At 30.5% G+C, this 22,854-nt stretch carries 18 protein-coding genes and 1 tRNA gene; 8 read left to right on the top strand and 11 right to left on the bottom strand.

Going from position 1 to position 22,854, the window contains the following annotated elements:
• Positions 1-5: 5 nt before the first annotated feature.
• The 3 genes from KAOT1_RS01905 to KAOT1_RS01895 all read right to left on the bottom strand — a co-directional run bounded on the left by KAOT1_RS01905 (position 6) and on the right by KAOT1_RS01895 (position 7,013).
• Positions 6-1,985: a hypothetical protein gene (locus KAOT1_RS01905; RefSeq protein ID WP_157559982.1), complete on the bottom strand. Its 1,980-nt coding sequence runs from the start codon at positions 1,983-1,985 to the stop codon at positions 6-8.
• The gene (locus KAOT1_RS01900; protein WP_007092982.1) at positions 1,972-5,493 is read right to left on the bottom strand and encodes a P-loop NTPase family protein; all 3,522 of its coding nucleotides are present in this window, start codon (positions 5,491-5,493) and stop codon (positions 1,972-1,974) included. The genes KAOT1_RS01905 and KAOT1_RS01900 overlap by 14 nt, the downstream gene beginning before the upstream one ends.
• 524 nt (positions 5,494-6,017) lie before the next feature.
• A complete protein-coding gene (locus KAOT1_RS01895; protein WP_007092981.1) occupies positions 6,018-7,013 on the bottom strand; it encodes an IS110 family RNA-guided transposase in 996 nt (331 codons plus the stop codon).
• Between the two features lie 850 nt (positions 7,014-7,863).
• Here KAOT1_RS01895 and KAOT1_RS01890 point away from each other — a divergent pair.
• The 6 genes from KAOT1_RS01890 to KAOT1_RS01865 all read left to right on the top strand — a co-directional run bounded on the left by KAOT1_RS01890 (position 7,864) and on the right by KAOT1_RS01865 (position 13,973).
• Entirely contained in the window at positions 7,864-9,213 is a 1,350-nt protein-coding gene (locus KAOT1_RS01890; protein WP_007092980.1) for a tyrosine-type recombinase/integrase, read from the top strand.
• A gap of 210 nt (positions 9,214-9,423) precedes the next feature.
• A complete protein-coding gene (locus tag KAOT1_RS01885; RefSeq protein WP_007092979.1) occupies positions 9,424-9,969 on the top strand; it encodes an AAA family ATPase in 546 nt (181 codons plus the stop codon).
• Positions 9,966-11,870 (top strand): RecQ family ATP-dependent DNA helicase, encoded by a 1,905-nt coding sequence (locus KAOT1_RS01880; protein WP_007092978.1) that lies wholly within the window; start codon positions 9,966-9,968, stop codon positions 11,868-11,870. Before KAOT1_RS01885 ends, KAOT1_RS01880 begins: the two co-directional genes overlap by 4 nt.
• Positions 11,867-12,814, top strand: coding sequence for a methionyl-tRNA formyltransferase (gene fmt / locus KAOT1_RS01875; protein WP_007092977.1), 948 nt, complete (start codon positions 11,867-11,869; stop codon positions 12,812-12,814). Before KAOT1_RS01880 ends, fmt begins: the two co-directional genes overlap by 4 nt.
• A gap of 151 nt (positions 12,815-12,965) precedes the next feature.
• On the top strand, positions 12,966-13,271 hold the full coding sequence (locus KAOT1_RS01870; RefSeq protein ID WP_007092976.1) for an HU family DNA-binding protein: 306 nt from the start codon (positions 12,966-12,968) through the stop codon (positions 13,269-13,271).
• A 132-nt stretch (positions 13,272-13,403) separates the two neighbouring features.
• On the top strand, positions 13,404-13,973 hold the full coding sequence (locus KAOT1_RS01865; RefSeq protein ID WP_007092974.1) for a YqgE/AlgH family protein: 570 nt from the start codon (positions 13,404-13,406) through the stop codon (positions 13,971-13,973).
• A 77-nt stretch (positions 13,974-14,050) separates the two neighbouring features.
• Here the strand turns inward: KAOT1_RS01865 and KAOT1_RS01860 are convergent, their stop codons facing one another.
• Both KAOT1_RS01860 and KAOT1_RS01855 read right to left on the bottom strand, forming a co-directional pair.
• On the bottom strand, positions 14,051-14,887 hold the full coding sequence (locus KAOT1_RS01860) for an aminotransferase class IV (protein ID WP_007092973.1): 837 nt from the start codon (positions 14,885-14,887) through the stop codon (positions 14,051-14,053).
• Between the two features lie 52 nt (positions 14,888-14,939).
• Entirely contained in the window at positions 14,940-15,329 is a 390-nt protein-coding gene (locus tag KAOT1_RS01855) for an START-like domain-containing protein (RefSeq protein ID WP_007092972.1), read from the bottom strand.
• Between the two features lie 132 nt (positions 15,330-15,461).
• On the opposite strand from KAOT1_RS01855, the gene KAOT1_RS01850 reads away from it, so the two are divergent.
• Positions 15,462-15,535, top strand: a tRNA-Met gene (locus tag KAOT1_RS01850).
• Between the two features lie 245 nt (positions 15,536-15,780).
• Here the strand turns inward: KAOT1_RS01850 and KAOT1_RS22635 are convergent.
• The 6 genes from KAOT1_RS22635 to KAOT1_RS01830 form a co-directional block, all read right to left on the bottom strand.
• Positions 15,781-15,975, bottom strand: coding sequence for a hypothetical protein (locus tag KAOT1_RS22635; protein ID WP_157559980.1), 195 nt, complete (start codon positions 15,973-15,975; stop codon positions 15,781-15,783).
• A gap of 158 nt (positions 15,976-16,133) precedes the next feature.
• Positions 16,134-16,355 carry a hypothetical protein gene (locus KAOT1_RS23160; RefSeq protein ID WP_007092971.1) on the bottom strand — a complete coding sequence of 74 codons (222 nt, stop codon included), beginning with the start codon at positions 16,353-16,355 and terminating at the stop codon, positions 16,134-16,136.
• Positions 16,356-16,554: 199 nt separating this feature from the next.
• Positions 16,555-18,606 carry a T9SS type A sorting domain-containing protein gene (locus KAOT1_RS01840; protein ID WP_162014327.1) on the bottom strand — a complete coding sequence of 684 codons (2,052 nt, stop codon included), beginning with the start codon at positions 18,604-18,606 and terminating at the stop codon, positions 16,555-16,557.
• 4 nt (positions 18,607-18,610) lie between these two features.
• Complete coding sequence (locus KAOT1_RS21765; protein ID WP_007092969.1) at positions 18,611-19,591, bottom strand: hypothetical protein; 981 nt, start codon at positions 19,589-19,591, stop codon at positions 18,611-18,613.
• A 628-nt stretch (positions 19,592-20,219) separates the two neighbouring features.
• Positions 20,220-20,387 carry a hypothetical protein gene (locus KAOT1_RS22630; protein ID WP_157559978.1) on the bottom strand — a complete coding sequence of 56 codons (168 nt, stop codon included), beginning with the start codon at positions 20,385-20,387 and terminating at the stop codon, positions 20,220-20,222.
• Positions 20,388-20,505: 118 nt separating this feature from the next.
• Positions 20,506-22,143, bottom strand: a complete 1,638-nt coding sequence (locus KAOT1_RS01830; RefSeq protein WP_007092967.1) for an ABC-F family ATP-binding cassette domain-containing protein — start codon at positions 22,141-22,143, stop codon at positions 20,506-20,508.
• Positions 22,144-22,251: 108 nt separating this feature from the next.
• Here KAOT1_RS01830 and KAOT1_RS01825 point away from each other — a divergent pair, with 108 nt between their 5' ends.
• Positions 22,252-22,698 carry a hypothetical protein gene (locus KAOT1_RS01825; protein WP_007092966.1) on the top strand — a complete coding sequence of 149 codons (447 nt, stop codon included), beginning with the start codon at positions 22,252-22,254 and terminating at the stop codon, positions 22,696-22,698.
• The last annotated feature ends 156 nt before the right edge of the window (positions 22,699-22,854 follow it).

Below are 22,854 nucleotides of genomic sequence, written 5' to 3'. Positions count from 1 at the left end.
ATTTTCTAATACTTTATCCATTCTCTCAAAAATTTGATAGGAAATGGTAAGACAGTTAAATCTCCATTTTTAACAAAATCAACATTCATAAGCGGTAGCAACTTATCAAAGATATATTCGGAGTTTTTATAAACTGTAATTTCCCTAATTACGGATGCTCTTGAAATAGTTTGCTGAATACCTTTCCCTTTTATTCCGACAAAGTAGTAATAGCTATTATCTTGTTTGAAGGAATGAATATCAAGTTGACTATCTAAAATTTCATATCGTGTCTTATCTCTAAAATATGATTTTAGAATTTCTCCTGTATCTTTTTGAATTTTCTCTACTACTTTTTTCTTTTCAATTCTATTTTTAAAGCAGTTTAGTAGGCTATCCTTATTCCAATTTTCAAGTGAAATTATTTGAGTTTCGTATTCACTTGCCTTTTCTTTATCAAAGACTTGATTGACTGCATTTATAACTTGAGATTTTGTAATAGAAATTTCTCTACTTTCTTTTTCTAATATGCTACTTATTTTTTGATATTCTGGAATAGTGTAATTATTAGTTCTTGTTATTATATTAACATTCCCAATATCATCCTTAACAATGAATTCAATATTAGTATTCTCATTATAAATATCGCATAATTCATCGTATTCATTTTGATTGAATAAATCTGATTCAAATTTTTCAAACTCAATTTTACCGTTTGGTTCAATAGTCAAAAAATAGAAATCAGTTTTATCTCTAATGCCAAAAATCCAATTATTTTCAAAGTTGAAGCTTGACCAATCAATTATTGAAACTTGGTTCTTATTAATATCATTCTTAATAACTAATTCCTTTACAATAGCCTTTAAACTAGCTTTAGAATTTGTTTTGAAGTCTTCTAAAGTAATATGTTGAATATATAAAGAAGGTTTATACACGTCTTTATGTTCATATTTTAAATAGAATGATTTATTATGTATTAGCTTGATATTAAAACTATATTTATCTTCTGCTTTAGAAACCTTTATTCTTGAATTGGGAATTATTTTTTTTAATTCTGTTTTTATAGATTCTAAATATTCATTGGAATAGTCATCTTTAATACCATCAATAAGTAGTATGTCTTCATCAAAATTATTGAAATCAAATAGGTTAGAATGTCTTATGGTATGGTCTATATTAGTACCTTTGAAATCAAGTTGAAGATAATTTGATAGCTTTTGATTGATAGTATTCAAAATATCATTTAAGATTCCAATTTTACTATTTTTAAATTCTTTAAGGTTACTAAAGTCTAAGAATGGGATATTACTTTTCTCAATAGTTCCTTTCTTAATACTTTGCTTTAAAATGTATTGATTATCAATGCTGACCTTCTCCGATGGTAAAATTCTTCTAAGTGTATTTGTTGAATGAACAAAAGTATATTTAGGATAAGCACTCATTTTTTTCTTAGAAAAGTCCATTGACTTATTTAACAATAAGTTTGAAAAAGTTTTTACATTTAATTGTAAACAGCTATTAGGATCAATGTAAAACTCTAATCCAATAATTTTGAAAATTTGTTCTTTATCTTTTGATTTACTTATTCTTAAATGATTGGTATTGAATAAATATAGTTTTCCTGTTAAGTTATTATATGTAAGTCTTTCATGCTTCGGTGTAGCTATTGAGTTAACAACTAATTGAGTAATCGAATGTTGCTTGATCTTTTTGGTTTCATTTAGATCAAGAATCTTAAACGACAACTTATCTCCATCTTCAATTTTTTCAAGTTGTTTGAATAAGTCAATATTTGAAATGAAATTTTTATCAAAAAGAACATAAAATGATTTCCCTCTTTCAAAGACAATACTTTTTGCACTTAATTTTAGACCTACTTCATCAAGAATTAAAGCTCCGTATTTTATATAATTTTCAGTTGTTGAAAATTTTACTATTGAATAGTCAGTTAGTAATTGACTGTAATTAATTTGAATAACAAGTTTGTTGGTTTTACAAAGTTGCATAAGCATTAATATCTTTTAAAATTGAATGATTTAGTTCTTTTGTTTCTGTATTCCATAAAAAGGGAACTTCAATAATTTTTTCATCTATTGATTTTATGATTCGTTTCTCACTTGATGAAAGTATATTGATTATAAACACTCTTTCTCCTTTGACTTTTTCAAGTTTTTTTCGGATTTTACTTTCTTGCTCATCAAAATTGATCTCAGTACTTTCTTTCCAATGCTTAAAATCTATGTAAATATCTGTTTCTTTAATTTTGTAATCGAAATTCTCATAATAGTCAACTTCCAATTCTTCTAAGTGGATACCGAAGTGTTTTTCAAAAATAAATTTCCCTATACATTCCCCTAAAGCACCTTTGTATATATTATTAAACATCACTGGTGTAATAATATATTGATTAATTTTAAACTCAGTTGCCCATTTTTTTTCTTCAAAAAATTCTCTGACCCCATCTATTTCCAAAAGTTCATTTAACCTCGCTGATTCAGAAGAAACTTTACTTCCTTTATTAGCATTAAAATCAACAGAAATATTTTTATAATCATTAAAAAACTCGGTTTTTTTTAAGTTGAAGTGATAATTGTTTGATATGTGTGGTAGTTCAATATATAAATCTAAAATACGATTTAAGTTGTGTTTATTTATTTCATCTTCTGAAACAGTAGGAAAACGCAAACACATTTTTCTTAGATTGTCCCATTCATCTAAACGCTTTTGAGTCCATCCCCAATCTTTATTAGAAATAAATTTTTGAATTATAGAATGTACTTTTCTATTAGTTGTAGTTGCAAGATTTTTGAACTTAGCGTTTTTCTCTTTTTTATTTTGAATTAGTTGCTTACTCGATTTAACCAAAACCTTAAATTCGTTAAGAACCAAGTTGTTTTCAACATCAAAATCACAGATATATTCGTCTATTTTTTTATCTGCATAAATATAAATATTTTGAGATTTTAAATTGGTTCTACAAATTCTACCAATGGCTTGGATAATAAATTTTGCATAGTGTTGTTTTATATTTTCTCCTTTATATAAATCAACTTTGGGATTTCCTAAATTCTCTTTTGTGTTAAACGATGCTAAGAGGTTTTTAAAAGCTCTTGATACTTCAGCATTTAATTGATAAATTGAAATAACACCAATTTGTGCTAAAAATTCTAACTGAAACAGATACTTTATAAAACCTTCTTCATTTAAGTTTTTATTTATTTGTTGAAAGATGTGAGTTGGTTTATCTAAATATATGGCATTAATATCCGTTTTGTTTTCTGTATTCCAATTAGTTAATTCATCACTTCTAACATCTATCATTTTTTTTGGATTTGGAGAAATGAATTGTATGTTTTGACCAGCTCCCATAGTTTGATACATAGAAATTATAAAAATCTTTTTTCCTTGCTCAAGTTTTTCTATAAAAGCTGATTTTTTATTTTCAAAATCAGTACTATTTACTACAGTATATGAGTTCTTCACATTAAATTCTTCATTACCATAGCTTATAAAATGATCCTTTTGATTTGTTTCTAGTATTAAGTTAGAAAATATTTCTTCTAATATTTTTAAGTTCAAGGCTCTATCATTCCATTTTGGTTCTTTATTTAAAAGACATAAAAACCCTCTAATATCTTCTTTAAGTAAAAACTCCTTGAATGAATGAGAAATCTTTAAATATCTATTGAACTCGTAATCAGTAGTTTTTAAAGCACTTAGCTTTCCTAAAATATCATCAGCTAATTCTTTATTTCCAAACAATACTTCGAAGTCATTTTGTTTATCAATAAAATCTAGCCATTCTGTATGAATATTGATTTTTGAATAATACTTGTTTTGTTTTTCAAATAAATCAAAAAGCATCTTGTTTTCACTCTTTGTCAGCTCAATGAATTTAGTGCCAAGTTGTCTTTTAAAATAGTTGATGTCATAGTTACCCGTTACAGTTTTCATATATGCCGTAGCAGATATTCCAATTACTTTTGACTTTTCAGCTAGTTTTAATAAGAATTTTTCAGGTGTGTTTTGAAAACTATAAATGAAAGTTTTTGTTTTTGATTGATGAGAATCGTCATCCACAAAGTCGTAATATCTGAAACCATTTTCATAAACACTTAAATCATAGTTTAATTCTGGCTTGCCCTTTTTATTTTTTTTAGTTTTTTCTCTAGCACTTAGAATATTATTAATTATAAAATTTTTGTATTTAGAGTCTAAGGCAAATTCTTCAATAACTGTACTCAACGCTGAGTCAAATGTAAATTCTGATTTCTTTGTATTATTCTCTTTATCATCATTTTCAAGTTGTTGGTAATTTTCTGCGATACTTTTTATTCTTCCACTAAAGTAATTTATGAAACCCTTTATATCATTCAGAAGATGAACCATACTTTCCCCTTTTGGTTTGGTGTTTTCAAAAACTATTTCATTTGTTTTTGATAAGTCATTTTGATTGAGACGAATAAATTTTTTATCGTTTCTATATACAGAATGATATTGAAAATCATGAAATAATAAATTTCTTTGGTTTATATTTTCTTGTTCGGTATTTGTAGTTTTAAAACTATAATTGAGTTGATATTTTTTTACGATTTCTTCAGACTTATCTAATAATGTTTTTTGAATATCGGTAAGCGGTAAGCCATAATTATTATCTAGTAACTCTTGTCTTTTTTCAGAGTGAGTAATAAATTTTTGAGGTAATGTATTTTTGGACAATGCCCAATAAATCTCCGTAAAAAGATGAATAAAATCAATACGTTGATTTTTGCCATTATCGATGATAATTTTAAGTATATTACTTTTTGTAGCATCAAATTCATCAATAAAGATGATCGCATCTTTTGTTATATCATTTTCTAAAAAAGAATAAGAAGGTTCAATCAAAGTACTATTTTTAACATAAAATTTATTTACACTAAGAAAAAACACTTTTCTTTTAGACGTAAAAACAGCAGGATATAATTCCCCCATCCATTTAAGTTCATCCGTATTTTTAATAGCTCTAATCCGTTCTTGTTTATTTTTAAAGTTTTCTTTTAGATATTTTTCAATTATTCTTCTAAATTTCGGTTCAAAGTCAGTTCTTAATTCATCTTTGAGTTTTTTAACGTATGTCTTTAATTTTGGATTTTCTTTATGATTATTTATTTCTGTTACATTACTTTTTATTGAATAAAATACTTTGAAATTTTTGAAGTAATCATTTATAGATTCTTCTATATCCTTAAACCTATTAATTAGGTAATCTGAATTTGAATCTAAAAATGTTATGTCTTTTTCAAAATCGTATAATTTTTTTTGGGGAATAAAGAAATTATCTCTTAGTTCTTCATAAGGTAGATTTTTTTTAAGATTTGTAACGAAAAAAATCTTTCTATTTTCCTTGCAATATTTTTTATAATTTTCAAATATCCAAGTCAAAACATTATATGTTTTTCCAGAACCAGTTGGTGGATTAAATAATAAAAGTCCGTTTTCTTTATTGCAATGATTGTTTAGAATTTCTATCATATTCAGTTAGGGTAATTATTCTAATTTAAGCTCTGTAATTAATGTAGAGTATACAGAAATAAAAGTAGTAATATTCTCTTTAAATATTAAAATAAAACTTTCTAATTTGAAACATTCAAATTAGGTTTAACCATATTTATTAATTTTCCTAGTTTAGTTTTCAGCTTATCGTTAAACGATAAATTTATTTTTTTTACTAATTGCTAAGTGATAAGCTGATTTAAAAAATAAATCTTAAACTATCTACTTGAATTTAAGTGTAAAACTAACTTATCACTAAGAAGGTAGTTTGAATAATATTATTTTCCAACTTATTGCTTAATGATGAGCAAATATTTTCAGCTCACTGCTAAGCAATGAGTTGAGTATAAGAAAATATTATTCCAAACTAATCACTTAATGATTAGTTGATTTTTTCATCAGATTTTTTGCTTATTGCTAAATGATTAGTTAAATAAATACGCTATTTGCTTAGTGATGAGTTGATTTTTGAATATAAATCATTAGAATAAAAGCAAACAAAATTAAGAAGAATACTTCAGTGTATTTACATAAGGTGTTCCTCTTTCTACTACAGCAAACACTCTAGCAATCAATTTGTTTCTGATGATATTTAAAGTACTCATTTTATTTTTTCCTTGCTCAATTCTTTTCTGATAGTATTTCTTCATTTCAGGATTGAATCGTATCGCTGACATTGCACACATATTCAAGATTACTTTAACTTCCTTATTAGCTAAATTAGATACTCTAGTCTGTTTTCTTATACTGGTTCCAGATTGATGAGGAAAAGGAGCAATACCCGAGTAGGAAGCAAATTTTCTCCAAGTTTTAAACTTTTTAAATTTATTGGTGTAAACGATTATCGTGTAAGCAGCTTGTGATCCAATTCCATTAATGCTAGTTATCAAATCAAAAATAGTTTTGAGCTCCAAATCTTGCCAAACAATTTTCTTCATTTGCTGTTCAATTATCTCGATTTGTGTTGTTAAATTATCGATTAATTCCTGTTGAATATTAAACAAGTCGCAAAAGTCTTTCTGATTTAATATTGATTTTTGTTCGTTTATAGAGCTTTTAAACCCTGCTCTTTGCTTGACTAATCTTGAACGCAATGTAAGTAATGTATGTAGCTTCTTAATCTTTATACAGGTATTAGAACTAGGCTTCAATTCATCTTTTAAACGATAACCATATAGCGCAATTCTTTTTGCATCTACTTTATCACTTTTACCTCGAACTATTCCAAGTGACCTTTTAATTTCTAATCCAGGAACAATAGAAAAAGGCAGGTGTTCCTTTTCGAGAAAATCAGCTAGTCTATGTGAATAAATTCCTGTATGCTCAAAAATGAATAAGGTCTGTTTCTTAGGTAAAGTGATGTAGCTATTTATCCAAGAAAGCATTTCTTTAAATCCATTCATACTATTTTCAAAACATTCATTTAATTGATTTGAATGGATACATACATCGACTGTTAGCTTGCTAACATCAATACCTACAATTTCTTTAATTTTCATATATTTAGATTGATTAGATATGGTTACTTAAACTAAGACTTTTAAAAGGATTGTCCTAAAATTCTATATGGTTCTTGGTAACCAGTTATAAAGAACGGAGACTAATACGATAAATAGCTCATTAAACTGGCTAAGCGAAAAGTTCACTCCGTTCTTTTTTTAAATTTTCTCCACCTTCAAAATATTATTTTGAAGGTGGAGAAAATTACAATAATTGACTTTTTATTTATGGATTATTTATAGGAGCTAATCTAAAGGCTAAGTGATGAGTAATTTTTTTTAAAAAAGAATACCTGCATTTTTTTGGTAGGTGATCGGCTGATTTTTTTTATAAACTTACCATATGTAATTAGTAAGTTTTAAATGAATATTTACATTCATTAAAATCAGAATTTAACTTTTATTTCCTTAAAACATCCTTTGTTTTAATTCCTACATTCCATTCCTACAATTCGTTGTACGATACAAAACACGTACAAATGATATTTTAAAATTTAGTCAAATCTTTACACCATGAAACTTTAGAGAGTATCTTAAATATTTGAATTGTAATAGTTATCAAATCGATATGCGCCTTTTACATAAGTAAAAATCTACTGAATTTGTCCTTATTTGTTGCACTAAATAATATGATCTACTGAAAATTAGATTTTTAACATTATTTATAGGTTCAAGGACAAATATCGAACAAATGATATCTAACTACTATTTCAAAACTTTGTTTCCGTGATGCTTTAAAGAGTATCAGTAAAAGCGATTAGCATAGTAATATCATAAAACATGAGTTACTTCCTATTCCCAATCAGAATTTAATAACGCAATTAAAATTAAAAACAAAGGAGAAAACTGTATGGCAAAACGAAAGCACATGCCTAATAACAAACATAAAGGACTCTTTATTTACTGTCATGTATGTAAAAAGCATTTTTCATGGACACGAAAAACGACTTTACGAAATACCAAAAAAGTAAAAGAAGAACCCACGTGTGGAGAAACAGGCAAAAACTATTCTACCTGCAAAAACTTTGAAAAGCATCGATACAAATCACGTTTACACGTTCCTGGAAGTGATGGACGTAAAGCGAGTAAAACACACGATGCAACCAATTATGCAGATGCGGTAATTCAAGCAATTGATTTTGAAAAAGAATTCAAAGCGGAATTACAAGGCTTAGGGCAACCGATCGAAATAAGAAATCGACAATATCTATTCGATATACAACTACGATATATCGATTTTTTAGATAACATTGACGTTCCCGAACACCAAAAAAATACGTTATCCGATCAGCGAAAAAATGAAATTGTTAACTGCTTAAAAATATTTAATGAAGCACTCACAAAACATAATATCAATAAAAAGTTATTAATCATTAATCGTATTGGCGATATGCACGTTGGTTTATTCCATGATTACTTATTAATTGATAAGAATTACAAAGGAAACACCTACAATGGAAAAATGAGCGTTTTAAAAACGTTTGTGAGCTGGGCAATTGATCGATTCAATATTAATATGAAAAACCCTTTTGAAAAAGTTAGAATGATTCCTGTGATGACTAAACGTGATACGATCACAAAAGAAGAATTTAAAAACTTATTAAAAATCATAAAACCAGAAAATGGAATAGAAATTCAAGGAAAATACAAGAGAAACAGATATAAGCTCTATTTAAAAGACGCTTTGGAACTAGCTTTGCATACAGGCGGTAGACGTGAAGAAGTTGTGGGACTTAAATGGAATATGATTCGCGAAAAGAATGGCGAACCTGTTTACATAGAAGTTCCCAATCTCAAAGTAAAAAGAAAAAAAGGAGAATATTTCAATCAGAACGTTCCACCGAAGATAGTTCCAGTAACAAAAAGTTTAAAGAATATCTTATATCGCTTAAGATATGATATGAACAAAAGAAAGGATAGATACCTATTAAATCCTGACAAAAGAACGGCATCATCCACCAAATCAATGAATGATGCTTTATCATTAGGATTCTCACATTTCTACAAGCAATTAAACACAGGTAGAGAATTACAGTTTAAATGTCTTAGAAAAACGTATTTAACCTATCTATCATCCACTTTGAAAGGAGATGCAAAACGTCTATCTTCGCACGCAACAGATACAGTCTTAAAAAAGCACTATATTGACGAGCGAATCGTAGACAAAGCTATTAAAGAATTAGATATATTTGAAGATTAAAAAAATAGTAAAACGGTACTCTTTGGCGGTACTCTTATAAAAATCAAGAAAATAGCATTTTAAGAAAACAAGCGTAAGTCCCTATAAATATGGCGTTTGAAAATAAATTTATCAAAAATCAATAAACTAACTAGCAGTTAGCAACTAGCAACTAGCAAAGCTTTCATATTCCTTTCAATTTCCGTAATTTTACACCATAAATTATTCAGATTGAACACAAAAAGAGTACTTATTATTGGCGGACCAGGCACGGGAAAATCTACCTTAATTACTGCTTTGGAAGCAAAAGGTTATACTTGCTTCCACGAAATTTCAAGAGAAGTTACTGCAGCCGCACAGAAAAAAGGTATCGAACAATTATTTTTAACGCAACCATTGTTGTTTAGTGAATTGCTTTTAAAAGGAAGAATTCAACAGTTTAAAGACGCAACATCGCTTGATAAAAAGTACGCTTTTTACGATCGTGGCATTCCTGATGTCGCTGCGTATATGGATTATACAGGCGATGAATATCCAGATATGTTTCGCGATGCGTGCAAAGAATATACGTATGATATTGCGTTTATGCTCGCTCCATGGAAAGAAATTTATGCGCAAGATAATGAACGCTATGAAAGTTTTGAACAAGCAGAAATCATTCAAAAATATCTAATTGCTGCTTATGAAAATTACGGTTATAATTTGATAGATGTTCCGTTTGGAAGCGTTTCTGAACGTGTAACATTTATATTAAACACACTTAAAAACCACAAATGACCAAACCGCTTGCACTTCTAGAAAAATATTGGGGACATACTTCGTTTCGTCCTTTGCAAGAAGAAATTATAAACGCGGTCATTCAACAAAAAGACACCTTAGCTTTGTTACCAACTGGTGGAGGAAAATCAGTCTGTTTTCAGATTCCTGCGTTGGTAATGGATGGAATTTGCATCGTAATTTCGCCTTTGGTTGCTTTGATTCAAGATCAAGTCGCCAATCTAAAAGCTAACGGCATTAAAGCAATTGCCTTAACTGGCGGATTAAAAATAAATGAACTTGGCACGTTGTTAGACAATTGCGTGTATGGCGATTATAAATTTTTGTATTTGTCTCCAGAACGTTTGCAGCAAGAAATTATCCAAGAACGCATTAAGCAAATGAATGTGAATTTGATTGCTGTTGATGAAGCACATTGTATTTCGCAATGGGGAAATGATTTTCGCCCGGCATATAAAAACATCAATTCGCTTCGAGAAATTTTACCAGAAGTTCCATGCATTGCATTGACCGCAACTGCAACACCAACGGTTGTAAAAGATATTGAAAAAAGTTTGCAATTAAACGATGTAGCGATGTTTCAACAGTCGTTTACACGTGAAAATTTAGCATACACGGTTTTAGAAACTGAAAATAAGTTATTGACCATTGAAAAAACATTGCGCAAATATCCGCAGTCATGTATTGTATATACACGAAATCGAAAAAGTACAGAAAATATCCACGAAGCACTTACTCGAAAAGGATTTGATAGCGTTTTTTTTCATGGCGGACTTTCGTCAGATGAAAAACAAAATAATCTCCAAAAGTGGTTAAGTGGAAAAGTTCAAGTTATGGTTGCAACCAATGCTTTTGGAATGGGCATTGATAAACCTGATGTAAAAAACGTGATTCATGTGCAATTGCCTGACAGTTTAGAAAATTATTATCAAGAAGCAGGACGTGCTGGACGAAATGGTGAGTATGCAAATGCAATTATTCTAACAGATGCGAATGATATTGAAGTATTAAAAAAGCAATTCATTCACAATTTACCAAGTGTCGATTTTTTGAAAATCGTTTTCAGGAAACTGTGTAGTTTCTTCCAAATTGCCTACGGTGAAGGTTATGATACCAAACATGCGTTGGCTTTTTACGAATTCTGCAAAGCATATCAATTTCCCACACAAAAAACATATACGGCTTTACAATTGCTAGATAGACATAGCGTAATTCAGCTTTCGCAAAATTTTCATAGAAAAACTACACTAAAATTTTTAGTCGATCAATTTAATTTATTGAATTATTTAGACAATCATCCACATTTGAGTTTGATAACACAAGCTATTTTAAGAACCTACGGCGGTGTTTTTGAACAGAAAATAAATATCAATACCACATTTTTATCACAGAAATTAGGATTGCCAAAGGCGAAAATTTCCGAGACGATTCAACAATTGGCAAAAGATGAAATTATAGATTTAGACGAGATACAAACCGATGCCGAAGTTACTTTTTTGGTAGCGCGTGAAGATGACAAGACCATTCATCCAATTGCAAAAGAAGTCCGTCAACAAAACGAATTAAAAAAGAAACGTGTAGAAGCCGTACTTCATTATGTAAAAAATACAGAAACGTGTAAAAATATACAGCTGCTCTCCTATTTTGGTGAAACTACAAAAACTCCTTGCGGGATTTGTTCCGTATGTAAAACGAAGAAAACCGCAACACCTGATACTGAATTACAGTTATTGATTCGTGATGATATTTTAAAAGTATTACAAACAGGCGCAATGACCTCAACTGAAATTTGTACCGTTTTACCTTACCGAGAAGACTTAATATTATCAATTATTCAATTACTTTTGGAGTCAGAACAGATTAAATTAACAGAAACAAATACGTATACATATATTATATGAGAGATTTGAGAATCGTTTTTATGGGTACACCCGATTTTGCTGTAGCAACGTTAAAAGCGTTGTTGGATGCAAATTATAATGTTGTTGGTGTAATTACTGCGCCAGACAAACCTGCTGGTCGCGGACGCAAAATGCACCAATCGGCAGTAAAAAAGTTTGCTTTGGCAAATAATTTGAACGTTTTACAACCTACTAATTTGAAGCGCACTTCTTTTGTGGAAGAATTGAAAGCGTTGAACGCCAATTTACAAATTGTAGTTGCTTTTAGAATGTTGCCAAAAGTTGTGTGGCAAATGCCTGAATATGGAACGTTTAATTTACACGCTTCATTACTTCCTAATTATAGAGGTGCAGCACCAATTAACTGGGCAATTATTAATGGAGAAACAAAAACTGGAGTGACCACTTTTTTTATTGATGAAAAAATTGACACTGGAGCAATGATTTTTCAGGAAGAAATTGCAATTGAACCAACTGAAAATGCAGGTTCGTTACACGATAAGTTAATGAACATTGGAAGTGACTTAGTTGTAAAAACAGTTCAACATATAGAAAAAGATGAAGTTACGACCACAATTCAGCCAAATTCTGACGATGTAAAGACAGCTTACAAGATTCATAAAGAAACATGCAAAATTGATTGGACTGATACGATAGACAATATATATAATAAGATTCGTGGGTTGAGTCCGTATCCTGCTTCTTGGACCACCTTACATAATGGAGATGATACTTATAATATAAAGATATATGAAGTAGAAAAGGTTTTAGAAGCGCATTCGCATACAGTTGGTATTGTACTCAGTTCAAAAAAAGAGGTAAAAATTGCGGTAAAAGAAGGCTATATAATTCTCAAGATTTTGCAGTTGCCAGGAAAACGTTCAATGGAAATTGGAGCATTGTTAAACGGTTTTAATTTTGAAAAAGACGCAAAAGTCTCGTAAGCCCTATATTTACTGATACGAGAGAAAAACAACAAAAAACAGCTATGTTTATTAACAATCGTGTGAAGTTATCAACAAAAACGCGCTTTTCCCGCGCTATTACTTGCATGAGAAAGAAATCCGTATAAATTTGTACTGCTTTTAAAAAATAATGTTTAACCAAACAATTAATAATTCAACGATTATGAACAAAACAGAATTAATTGACGCAATGGCTGCAGATGCAGGAATTTCTAAAGCAGCAGCAAAGAAGTCATTAGAATCATTTTTAGGAAATGTAGAAGGAGCTTTAAAAAAAGGAGATAGAGTTTCTCTAGTAGGTTTCGGATCTTGGTCAGTTTCAGAAAGAGCTGCAAGAGAAGGAAGAAATCCACAAACTGGAAAAACAATCCAAATTGCTGCTAAGAAAGTAGTAAAATTCAAAGCTGGTTCTGATTTAGGAAAAGCAGTAAACTAATTATATTACCATATAAATTAGATAAAAGCGCTCAAATTGAGCGCTTTTTTAGTTTTTAAAAGTTCTGAAATGTTGCTGAATTTGATTATTTCATTTTTTTTTAATAGATTTAAGTAACCTAAAAAATCGTAAATGATAGCCTTAAAACCCAATAAAGGACATCTTTTGATTGCCGAACCTTCCATTATTGGAGACGTATCTTTCAATAGATCAGTTGTTTTACTTGCAGATCATACTCAAGAAGGATCGATAGGTTTTATTCTAAATAAACCATTAAATGTAAATTTATCTGACCTAATTCCGCAGTTTTCTAGCGCCAAAACCACTTTTAAAGTATATAATGGTGGACCTGTAGAGCAAGATAATTTATATTTTATACATAAAATTCCACATTTGGTACCAAATAGCATTGAAATTTCGCTGGGGATTTATTGGGGCGGCGATTTTTCATCTATTGCCAAATTGTTGGAAGAAGATAAATTACAACAAGACGATATTAAATTCTTTTTGGGATATTCTGGCTGGCATGCCAATCAATTGAGTGAAGAATTAAATTCAAATTCTTGGATTATTGTGGAGAATGAGTTTCAGAAAGAAATTATTTCAAAATCTTGCAAATCTATTTGGCGCAAAAAGATGATGGAACTTGGCGGCGAATATTTGATTTGGTCAAATGCGCCCGAAGATCCGAGTCATAATTAGGTGTTGGACGTTTGGTTTTAGGTATTTGGTCTTGGGTATTTGGTTTTACACTTTATAAATTACAACTAACTATCAAGCTACCCTAAACGAATTCGCATATTTAATTTTCCGATCAAGTCTTTTGCTACCGTATTTGTAAATTGCTTTTTCCTGTATTTTGTAATTGGTACAATTCCTTGAATTACGTTTGTAATAAAAAACTCGTCTGATTTTTGAATTTCAAAAGGTGAGATACTTTCTTCTTTTAATTCATATTCTGGCGTTTTTTCTAGAATTTCAAGCAATTGCTTTCGCAGAATTCCTTTCAGACATCCATCTGTAATTGGAGGCGTTTTAATGATGTTTCCTTTCACCAAGAAAATATTTCCATTGAGCGCTTCTACCACACTTTTGTCTTCGTTTACCAACAAACAGTTGTCTAGGTCGTTTTCCTTTGCGTAAACGCTTCCTAATACATTTATGATTTTGTTATTCGTCTTCAAAGTAGAGAGCAAACCTTTGTTAATGTAGAAATCTTTGTAAAGATCGGTTTCATAGGTAGTTTCTGAAAGCAGATAAAACGGAGAAGCGAGTTTGTTGGCAGTAATAATATATTCGACATTATTGGTTTCTGGCAAGTACAATCCGCCATTTCCTCTAAAAACTGTGCAACGTACGCGTGCATTTGTTAAATCGTTTGCTTCTAGTGTTTTGAGAATTTCTTCTTCTAGGAATTCCATCGTAAAATTCATCGGAATTTCCATTCGTAAGATGCGCATTGATTCCATGAGTCTGAAATAATGGTCTTCCCAAAAAAGAATTTTATTTGCGACAACTCTCAGTGTTTCAAAAAGTGCATCTCCGTACTTTAGTCCTCTATTTTCTACATTGAGTATTGTTGTTTCTTCGCTGAAATTTCCGTTAAAATTAACCATAAAAAAAGCCTTGATTTTCTCAAGGCAAATATAGTTTTAATAAATGATTTTTTTAGCGTGAACCTAAAACTTGTTTCAGGCTTCCAATTTGGTTTTCCCATAACATTTTTCCTTCTTCCACTTCGTCATCGTCGTCTGCATGATCAATTACAATAAGAGAAACATCTTTTGTAATTTCGTCGACAACAATTTTCATTTCAAAATAATACGAGGTGTCTTCATCATCTTCCCATTGAAAGCGGATGCGTTCATTATTTTTTTTCCCTAGCAATTTTGCGGTTTCTTCACTGCCATCCCAAATAAAGGTAAAATTTTCTCCTCTAGAATTTACGTTATCTGCGTACCATTCGGACAATCCTGAAGGTGTAGATAAATATTGGAATAAAAGCTGTGGCGAAGATTGTATAGGGAACTCTATTTCGTATTTAATTTTATCTGACATGCTTTATTTATAATTATGTTGTTGACAATATATACATTAATTGATAAGTTTAAAAGAAAAGAACAAAAAAAATAATTTTTGTGGATTATTTGCTCAAAATAAAATAGTTCATATATTTGCACCCGCAAACACGGCGAGGTAGCTCAGTTGGTTAGAGCGTCGGATTCATAACCCGGAGGTCTCGGGTTCAATTCCCGATCTCGCTACTACGGTAAATAAAGGAAAAGCTAAGATTCAAAATCTTGGCTTTTTTGCTTTCTTAAAATAAGTTTTATTTTTTATTCCTTGCTATTTATCGCACATAACTAATTTATTTTCAGTTGATAAAACCAACGATTTCACACAAAGAATTTACAAAGTATGTTGAATCCGTAGATTAAAACAATTAAAATCTATCAACAGTAAAGATAAAACCAAAAAAAAGCGAACCGAAGTTCGCCTAATCCTTTAATTATTTTTTATCGCATGGCTTACATAATTGCCCGCCCCACCATGATGAACAGACTAATTCTGTTGGCTCGAAAGTGCAAACTCCACCTGGACATGAGAAATGTGATGTTGGATCACCACCTTTCACATTAGTGTTGTCTAAAGTTGAAATGGAGTTCTTGTTTAGTTTTAACGATTTTAGATTCTTTTTCTTCATAATGATTCAAATTTATATGGTTAACTATACTAAAAATAAATAAACTACCGTGATATATACAGAAATACTACTCGTGATTTATGAATTATAAGAAGTGTAAGAAGTTATCTATAGTAAAGAAAAAAGCTAAAAAAAGCGAACCGAAGTCCGCTTTCAAATTAGTTAAGTTTGTCACATGGTTTACAAAATTGTCCGCCCCACCAAGATGAACAACTGAATTCTGTTTCCTCTGGTGGACAAACATCACACGAAGTAAACATTGTTGCAGATGGACATATTCCACCGAGCATCGTTTGACCGCCTATAATCTTTATTCTTTCTTCAAAATTAGCTACCGTTTTTTTATTGAGATCCAACGATCTAAACTTCTTTTTTTTCATAATAGTTTTGATTTAGAAATTAATTATTTAAATTTAAGGAAACAACAATTACAAATACAGAAAGACTGCTCGTGATTTATGAATTATAAATATAAAAACAAGCTGTTTTGTAAGAAATGATTTAGCGACAACACATACCTTCCAAAGCAAGTTTTTAAACTACTTCGGAAGAATTTATATCATCAATTACCTACTATTTTTATGAATGCTTGATAAGTTTTTTGGTTTCAACTCCTTCTTCGGAAAATATCTTGATGAGATATACACCATCTCTCTTATTTGAAAAATCTAAGGACATAGTTCCTGTAAATTCTTCGGTAAAGAGCAATCTACCTTGCAAATCATAAATTTTTACCGTAGCAGTATGTGTAGGATTTTTTAATGTCACAGAAAACATACCTTTTGACGGATTTGGATGCACCAAAACTACAGAGGTTTTCTCTTTAATTTCTTTATTTTCAAACACTTTAAAATGGTGACTTACTACTTCTTGTTCTTCAACATGCGGTTGATATCCCTGTAAGAGAAATAATCCTTCAAAGTCTATTTTATCGTTTGCTATGGCATTTCTTTGGTAGGTTCCGTTGGAAGCACAGGTATAAGGATCTATATAACCATAAAAAACAGCACCAGGTTTTACTTCAAAGTCAGGTTGTAAATTAATAGAATATCCTGCACGATAAGTCACTCTGGCATTTCCATCGCTAGACGGATTTGCTCCTACCGCATGAACAGTATTCGAAGCTGTAATTGTATTAAAAGTATCTATGTTAAATGGCAATGCATCTGTTCCAACTTCTTGAACTCCGTTATTAAAAGGTAAATTGGTTGTCATAACGTTATCAACTAAGTCAAAAGGTGCATTGTAATGTTGATTGTATAATGTATAATAAAGATTGTGATATAACATATAATCTAACCCAGGATATTCTGCTGGATACTTATTATTATCTACTCCAAATTCATCTTCTCCTCGTCTATCTGGATGCAAAATTCTATTATTTGTTGACCACTGATAATCTGGTGAATCAAAAGGATATTCATACATATAAGTTCCTTCACATGGCGCACTGTTTAGCAAATTTGTTATCGCTAGAATGTTTCCGCTGATTGCGCCAGTTTCTCCATATAATACTTCTCTAATCAATTGCAAATGCCACATTTCTTGAAAAGCTGCACCTGTGTAAAAATTGTCGCTTGCATACCCTGACATCGCTGTAACAAGTCCAAACATATTTGCATTATCATCTGTAGTAAAAATAGGTGCTGCAGATAGAATTAATGCCATAGTAACTGGCTCATTCAACTCTGAATATCCGTTTTGAAAATCAGAAATATCACTTCCTGGAGAAGAAACCATCATCATGTTTATGCATGCCTGCGAAACCCCATAAGACCATTGTCCCATATTTGCGCCACGTTTTACATTTCTTTCTAATACAGGATTTTTAATTCTCCATGGGAAAAAATTTCCTTTCCCAAGACTTTTCCCATTACAATGAGTTATAATTCGTCTAAGAATATTTTCAGATTCTTTTTTAATGTCGAATTCGCCATCCTGAAAAGGCAAATTGGGATCGTAAATGATTCCGTCTGGAATAAATTTCTGAACCATGGCTATTCCCATCATAATGGTATATACTTGATCCATACTCATTTCAGAGTTTGCTCCTTCATTGTCAACGATATGATCGTACGTTATTTCAGAATCGTGAATCCAATCTGAACTAATATTCGTAACAATCAAATTAGACTCAGATGGAATTTTATAGTTGTTGAAATGGTCAAAATTGTTTGTGTAAAACTCTTTATCGACATCATCTCTCACAAAAAAACCATTTAAATCTCCTGGTTGCGGATTCGGTTCTCCTGTAAAACCTTCTCTAAAAACACTTTCAGCATTCATATCAAGTCTGTTCAATGCATAAAGTGTGTAATATAATTCCTTGATCGTTTGATCTGTATTTTGATTGTTTTCGGCTAATTGTTTGTATTCCATAGCTAGAATCGCCATAAAATATCCCAAATTAAACGTTTGATCTCCAAAAACCATTTTCGTATGATTTGGGTTTCCCAAACCTCTTTCATTTGCAATCAGACTTTCTCCTTGATTTGGTCCAATTTTCATAAAATGATTCCGCAAACGCCAGCGATAATACCAATATTTTTCATGATTTTGCTGATGTGTTTGTGCTTCTAAGTCTACAGGTATCAATCCTAGTAGAACAATAATGATGAAAAGTATTCTCATAATATTATTGTTTAGAAGCATTAGATAACACCTTTGTTTTCAAGTCTTTATTTTCCTGCTCTAAGCGCGTCAATCTTTTGTCTTGCTCAATAATGTATAGCGTAAGTTCTTCTATTTTTTCTAAAAGCTTTGCGTCCATTTTTGCCACATCAATTCCAGAAGCAACAACAGCTTCTGCGCTTGGTACATTAGGCAAATGTCCATTTTCTTTGATATGTTTTTCAACTTCATTTAATGAAAGTAGGTTGTAATCTTCCTTAAAAACATAATCTGCCCAATCTTCTGACGATCGCAATGCAATTTTCACTTTTTCGGTAAGAATTCCAGTTCCAACATACAATTTGTAATCACCATTGTACGTGACATTATTAAAAGTATTCACTTCATTAGGATCTAAACCAATACTCACACGACCACTATCTGCCAAAAACATGTAGTAATTTCCAAAATTATTGCTTCCAGATGGTTTCCAAAAATTCAATCCTTTTACTGTTCCATGTTCGTTATATTCAATTCCCCATTGTCCAAAAGCTTCGTTACCTGTTCCTCCGAGCAATAAAGAAGCATTCAATCCATCTAAAAGTGTAAAGCCTCTTACATTAAGATCAACCTTATTGATATTATTATCGGCAATTACCATTTTTTTATTGTTTAAAATCGGATCGTCATAGTTGACTCCAACACCAACACTCCCATTCGTTTTTACAACAAATTGACTGAAATAACTACCTTTTTGCATGCCAGCTGTACGCAAATGAAATATGGTTCTTATAGTACTATTATATTGAAATGCAAATGGACTTGTAATGCGTAATCCTGATTGCATACTTGCGAATGAAGGAAGATAAATGTCTGTTTTGGCAGAAGGACTTCCTGAACCAATACCAACATTTCCAGAACTAGGAAATGTATTAATTTGCGCACTTATACAATTTGCCGCCAAGAAGAAGCATCCTATGAAGAATAGTTTAATTTTTGTTTTCATAATGATTGTTTTTGAATGTTATTTATGACGGCAATTAACACAGAGATCATATGAGAAAAAAAGTTTTAGTATGATACTTTATAAAATATCAGATACTAAAAAAGTGTTGAAATATCAGTGTTTTCAATGTTTTTAAACTTGAATGATTATTAAAGTTAATCCAAAATTGATTTTAGCTGTTTGAATGATCTTTTATAAAATGTCACTTTCTAGACTAAAAAATACGCATAAAAAAAGTGCCGAAATTCAGCACTTTTATTTTGATATATTATTTATACTTCACAAATATTTTATGTTGTATTTGTAGTATGAGCAAACGTAGAATATTGTTAAAATAGTCTGTTGTGCATTTAGAAAAAATTCGTCAATTCGAGTGAATTTTACGATTAAAAATGAGTAAAATTAGCATCGAGAATAGAATTTTTGATACCAAACAAGTTCTCGATAGTTCTGTTGAGCGTTATCGAAATACGATTTTTCGTCCCTCAAAATCACTCGAACGGACGCTTCATTGGATATTTGAGTTCTAAATGCACAACGAGTTAAAATAACTATTTTTAAATGTATGCATGTTTTTGTAGATGTAACATTGACACATTTATTTTTCTAAAATTACAGATTGTAATTTTTAACAGGTTGCACAAGTTGCGCCTTCAATCGGGCAAATGGTATAAATACATTGTCGCTCACATACATCCCAAGTTGATGTACAGTCGCCTCCAATAGAAGATACTGCTTCCAACGCTGAAATAGTCTTTTTGTTAAGTACTAACGAGTTTAAGGTTCTCTTTTTCATGATTTTATTTTTTTTGGTTAAACATACTTTAAAATAAAAAATCATAAGAAATCCCTGTATGGTTTTGCCGTACTTAATAATTTATTAACAGATTAAAGCTTTAATATTTGAAAGAAATTTAAGCTTTTAAGTCAATTTCCTTAATGTTCTTAATTCTATTACGCTCCAAGAACGCATCAATTGTTTCGAAGTGTTCTATGACGCGTTTTTCTTTGAATTCGAATACTTTTTGTGATAATCCTTGCAAGAAATCACGATCATGCGAAACTAAAATTAAAGTTCCGTCAAACGCTTTGAGTGCATCTTTTAAAACATCTTTTGAACGTAAGTCTAAATGATTTGTTGGTTCATCAAGAATGAGCAAGTTTACAGGTTCTAACAACAATTTTACCATTGCCAAACGCGTTTTTTCTCCACCAGATAAGACACTGACTTTTTTGTCAATATCATCACCTTTAAACATGAATTGACCTAAGATATTTTTAATTTGCGTACGGATATCACCTTTCGCAACTTCATCAACTGTTTGAAAAATTGTCAAATTCGGATCGAGTAAAGAAGCCTGATTTTGCGCAAAATATCCAACTTTTACATTATGACCAAGCGTACAACTTCCTTCATGGTCAATTTCTCCCAAAATAGATTTAATCATGGTAGATTTTCCTTCTCCATTTCGTCCCACAAACGATACTTTTTCACCACGTGCAATGGAGAAACTGGCATCTTTAAAAACAACATGATCGTCGTAACTTTTCGATAATTCCTCCACAATTACAGGATAATCTCCCGAACGTGGCGCAGGTGGAAATTTGAGCTTTAAAGCAGAGTTATCAACCTCATCAATTTCAATGATTTCTAGTTTTTCAAGCATTCTCACGCGCGAAGCCACTTGATTGGTTTTAGAAAATGTTCCTTTAAAACGCTCAATAAATGCCTGATTGTCTGCAATAAATTTTTGTTGCTCTTGATAGGCTTTTATTTGGTGTGATCTACGATCGGCACGTAATTCTAAGTAATGTGAATAGTTGGCTTTGTAATCGTAAATACGTCCCATAGTGACTTCTATTGTACGATTGGTAATGTTATCAATAAACGCTCTATCATGTGAAATTACCATAACCGCATTAGCTTTGTTGACCAAGAAATCTTCTAACCAAATAACAGATTCGATGTCAATATGGTTCGTTGGCTCATCCAACAGAATTAAATCGGGTTTTTGTAATAGAATTTTTGCCAATTCGATTCGCATACGCCATCCACCGCTAAATTCACTTGTTAACCGTTGAAAATCATCTTGTTTAAAACCAAGTCCTTTTAAGGCTTTTTCTACTTCTGCATCATAGTTTATTTCTTCTAATGCATAGTAACGTTCGCCTAATTCAGAAACTTCTTCAATGATTTTCATGTATGCTTCACTTTCATAATCGGTACGCGTTTCCAACTGTTTATTGAGTTCGTCCATACGATCGCGCATTTCAAAAATATGCGCAAATGCTTTCGAAGCTTCTTCAAATACTGTACAATGATCTTCCGTTAATAAATGCTGTGGCAAATAGGCAATTACAGTTTCTTTCGGACAACTTACTTTTCCGCGAGTTGCCTTTTGTACGCCTGCAATAATTTTCATCATGGTAGATTTTCCCGCACCATTTTTCCCCATTAAGGCAATTTTATCATTTTCATTAATGACAAAGTTTACGTCACTAAACAAAGTTGTTCCGCTAAATTCTACAGCAATATTATCAACAGTAATCATGTTTTGTATTTTAAGAGTGCGAAATTAGAAAAACTTCGCAAAAGTTTTACGGGTTTTTATGTTTTTAAAGTTTTGTCTATCATTTAGATTCTACTAATTTTACGAAATATGATTATAGACATTATCGATACTGAATATTTTAAGAACACAAAACTCAAGCAGATCTTTAGAATAATTATGCTTGTATTTTATCCTTGTCTATTATTATTTTTTATTATTGATTGGCTTGTTTTTCCCTTAGACGCATATCATAATCATAGAGATATTTTAATCGTAATATTTTCTTTAGTACTCTTTTTGGATATGCTTTTTGACACAACTCTTTTTACAAGAATTGGCGAAGTTGAAGTTCAAGATCATATACTTATTATAAAACATGATGAAATTATTGATCGTATTGATTTGACAACCATAAATCAAGTCAAACTTAAACGTGTAAATTATAAATTTTACAATCTTATTATTGCAAAACACAACATTGTGATAGAGTTGAATGAGTATACAAAAGTGAAAATTAAAAGTATTTTTAAGAATTTTGACATAAAACTTAGTTGATTTTTCATAAAAAACATACTTAAATATTAATAGAATAAGTCTTTTTTCTTACCTTTATTTTCATTTTTTCTTCTAAAAAAAAGTTATTTTTTTGAAGGTATATCTGAAAATTTAATAGATCCTAATTAATTCATATTGAAACCAAGTTCTATAATT

Source organism: Kordia algicida OT-1 (assembly GCF_000154725.1).
Classification (GTDB): domain Bacteria; phylum Bacteroidota; class Bacteroidia; order Flavobacteriales; family Flavobacteriaceae; genus Kordia; species Kordia algicida.
This window is presented reverse-complemented; position numbering and strand designations above follow the sequence as displayed.

Coding starts and splice junctions, on each gene's coding strand:
- KAOT1_RS01825 (WP_007092966.1), top strand. CDS start 22,252: ATGATTATAGACATTATCGATACTGAATATTTTAAGAACACAAAACTC.
- KAOT1_RS01855 (WP_007092972.1), bottom strand. CDS start 15,329: ATGTCAGATAAAATTAAATACGAAATAGAGTTCCCTATACAATCTTCG.
- KAOT1_RS22635 (WP_157559980.1), bottom strand. CDS start 15,975: ATGAAGAAAAAGAATCTAAAATCGTTAAAACTAAACAAGAACTCCATT.
- KAOT1_RS01905 (WP_157559982.1), bottom strand. CDS start 1,985: ATGCAACTTTGTAAAACCAACAAACTTGTTATTCAAATTAATTACAGT.
- KAOT1_RS21765 (WP_007092969.1), bottom strand. CDS start 19,591: ATGAAAACAAAAATTAAACTATTCTTCATAGGATGCTTCTTCTTGGCG.
- KAOT1_RS01860 (WP_007092973.1), bottom strand. CDS start 14,887: ATGGTTAATTTTAACGGAAATTTCAGCGAAGAAACAACAATACTCAAT.
- KAOT1_RS22630 (WP_157559978.1), bottom strand. CDS start 20,387: ATGAAAAAGAGAACCTTAAACTCGTTAGTACTTAACAAAAAGACTATT.
- KAOT1_RS01870 (WP_007092976.1), top strand. CDS start 12,966: ATGTTTAACCAAACAATTAATAATTCAACGATTATGAACAAAACAGAA.
- KAOT1_RS01895 (WP_007092981.1), bottom strand. CDS start 7,013: ATGAAAATTAAAGAAATTGTAGGTATTGATGTTAGCAAGCTAACAGTC.
- KAOT1_RS01890 (WP_007092980.1), top strand. CDS start 7,864: ATGGCAAAACGAAAGCACATGCCTAATAACAAACATAAAGGACTCTTT.
- KAOT1_RS23160 (WP_007092971.1), bottom strand. CDS start 16,355: ATGAAAAAAAAGAAGTTTAGATCGTTGGATCTCAATAAAAAAACGGTA.
- KAOT1_RS01840 (WP_162014327.1), bottom strand. CDS start 18,606: ATGAGAATACTTTTCATCATTATTGTTCTACTAGGATTGATACCTGTA.
- KAOT1_RS01865 (WP_007092974.1), top strand. CDS start 13,404: ATGATAGCCTTAAAACCCAATAAAGGACATCTTTTGATTGCCGAACCT.
- KAOT1_RS01830 (WP_007092967.1), bottom strand. CDS start 22,143: ATGATTACTGTTGATAATATTGCTGTAGAATTTAGCGGAACAACTTTG.
- KAOT1_RS01900 (WP_007092982.1), bottom strand. CDS start 5,493: ATGATAGAAATTCTAAACAATCATTGCAATAAAGAAAACGGACTTTTA.
- KAOT1_RS01880 (WP_007092978.1), top strand. CDS start 9,966: ATGACCAAACCGCTTGCACTTCTAGAAAAATATTGGGGACATACTTCG.
- fmt (WP_007092977.1), top strand. CDS start 11,867: ATGAGAGATTTGAGAATCGTTTTTATGGGTACACCCGATTTTGCTGTA.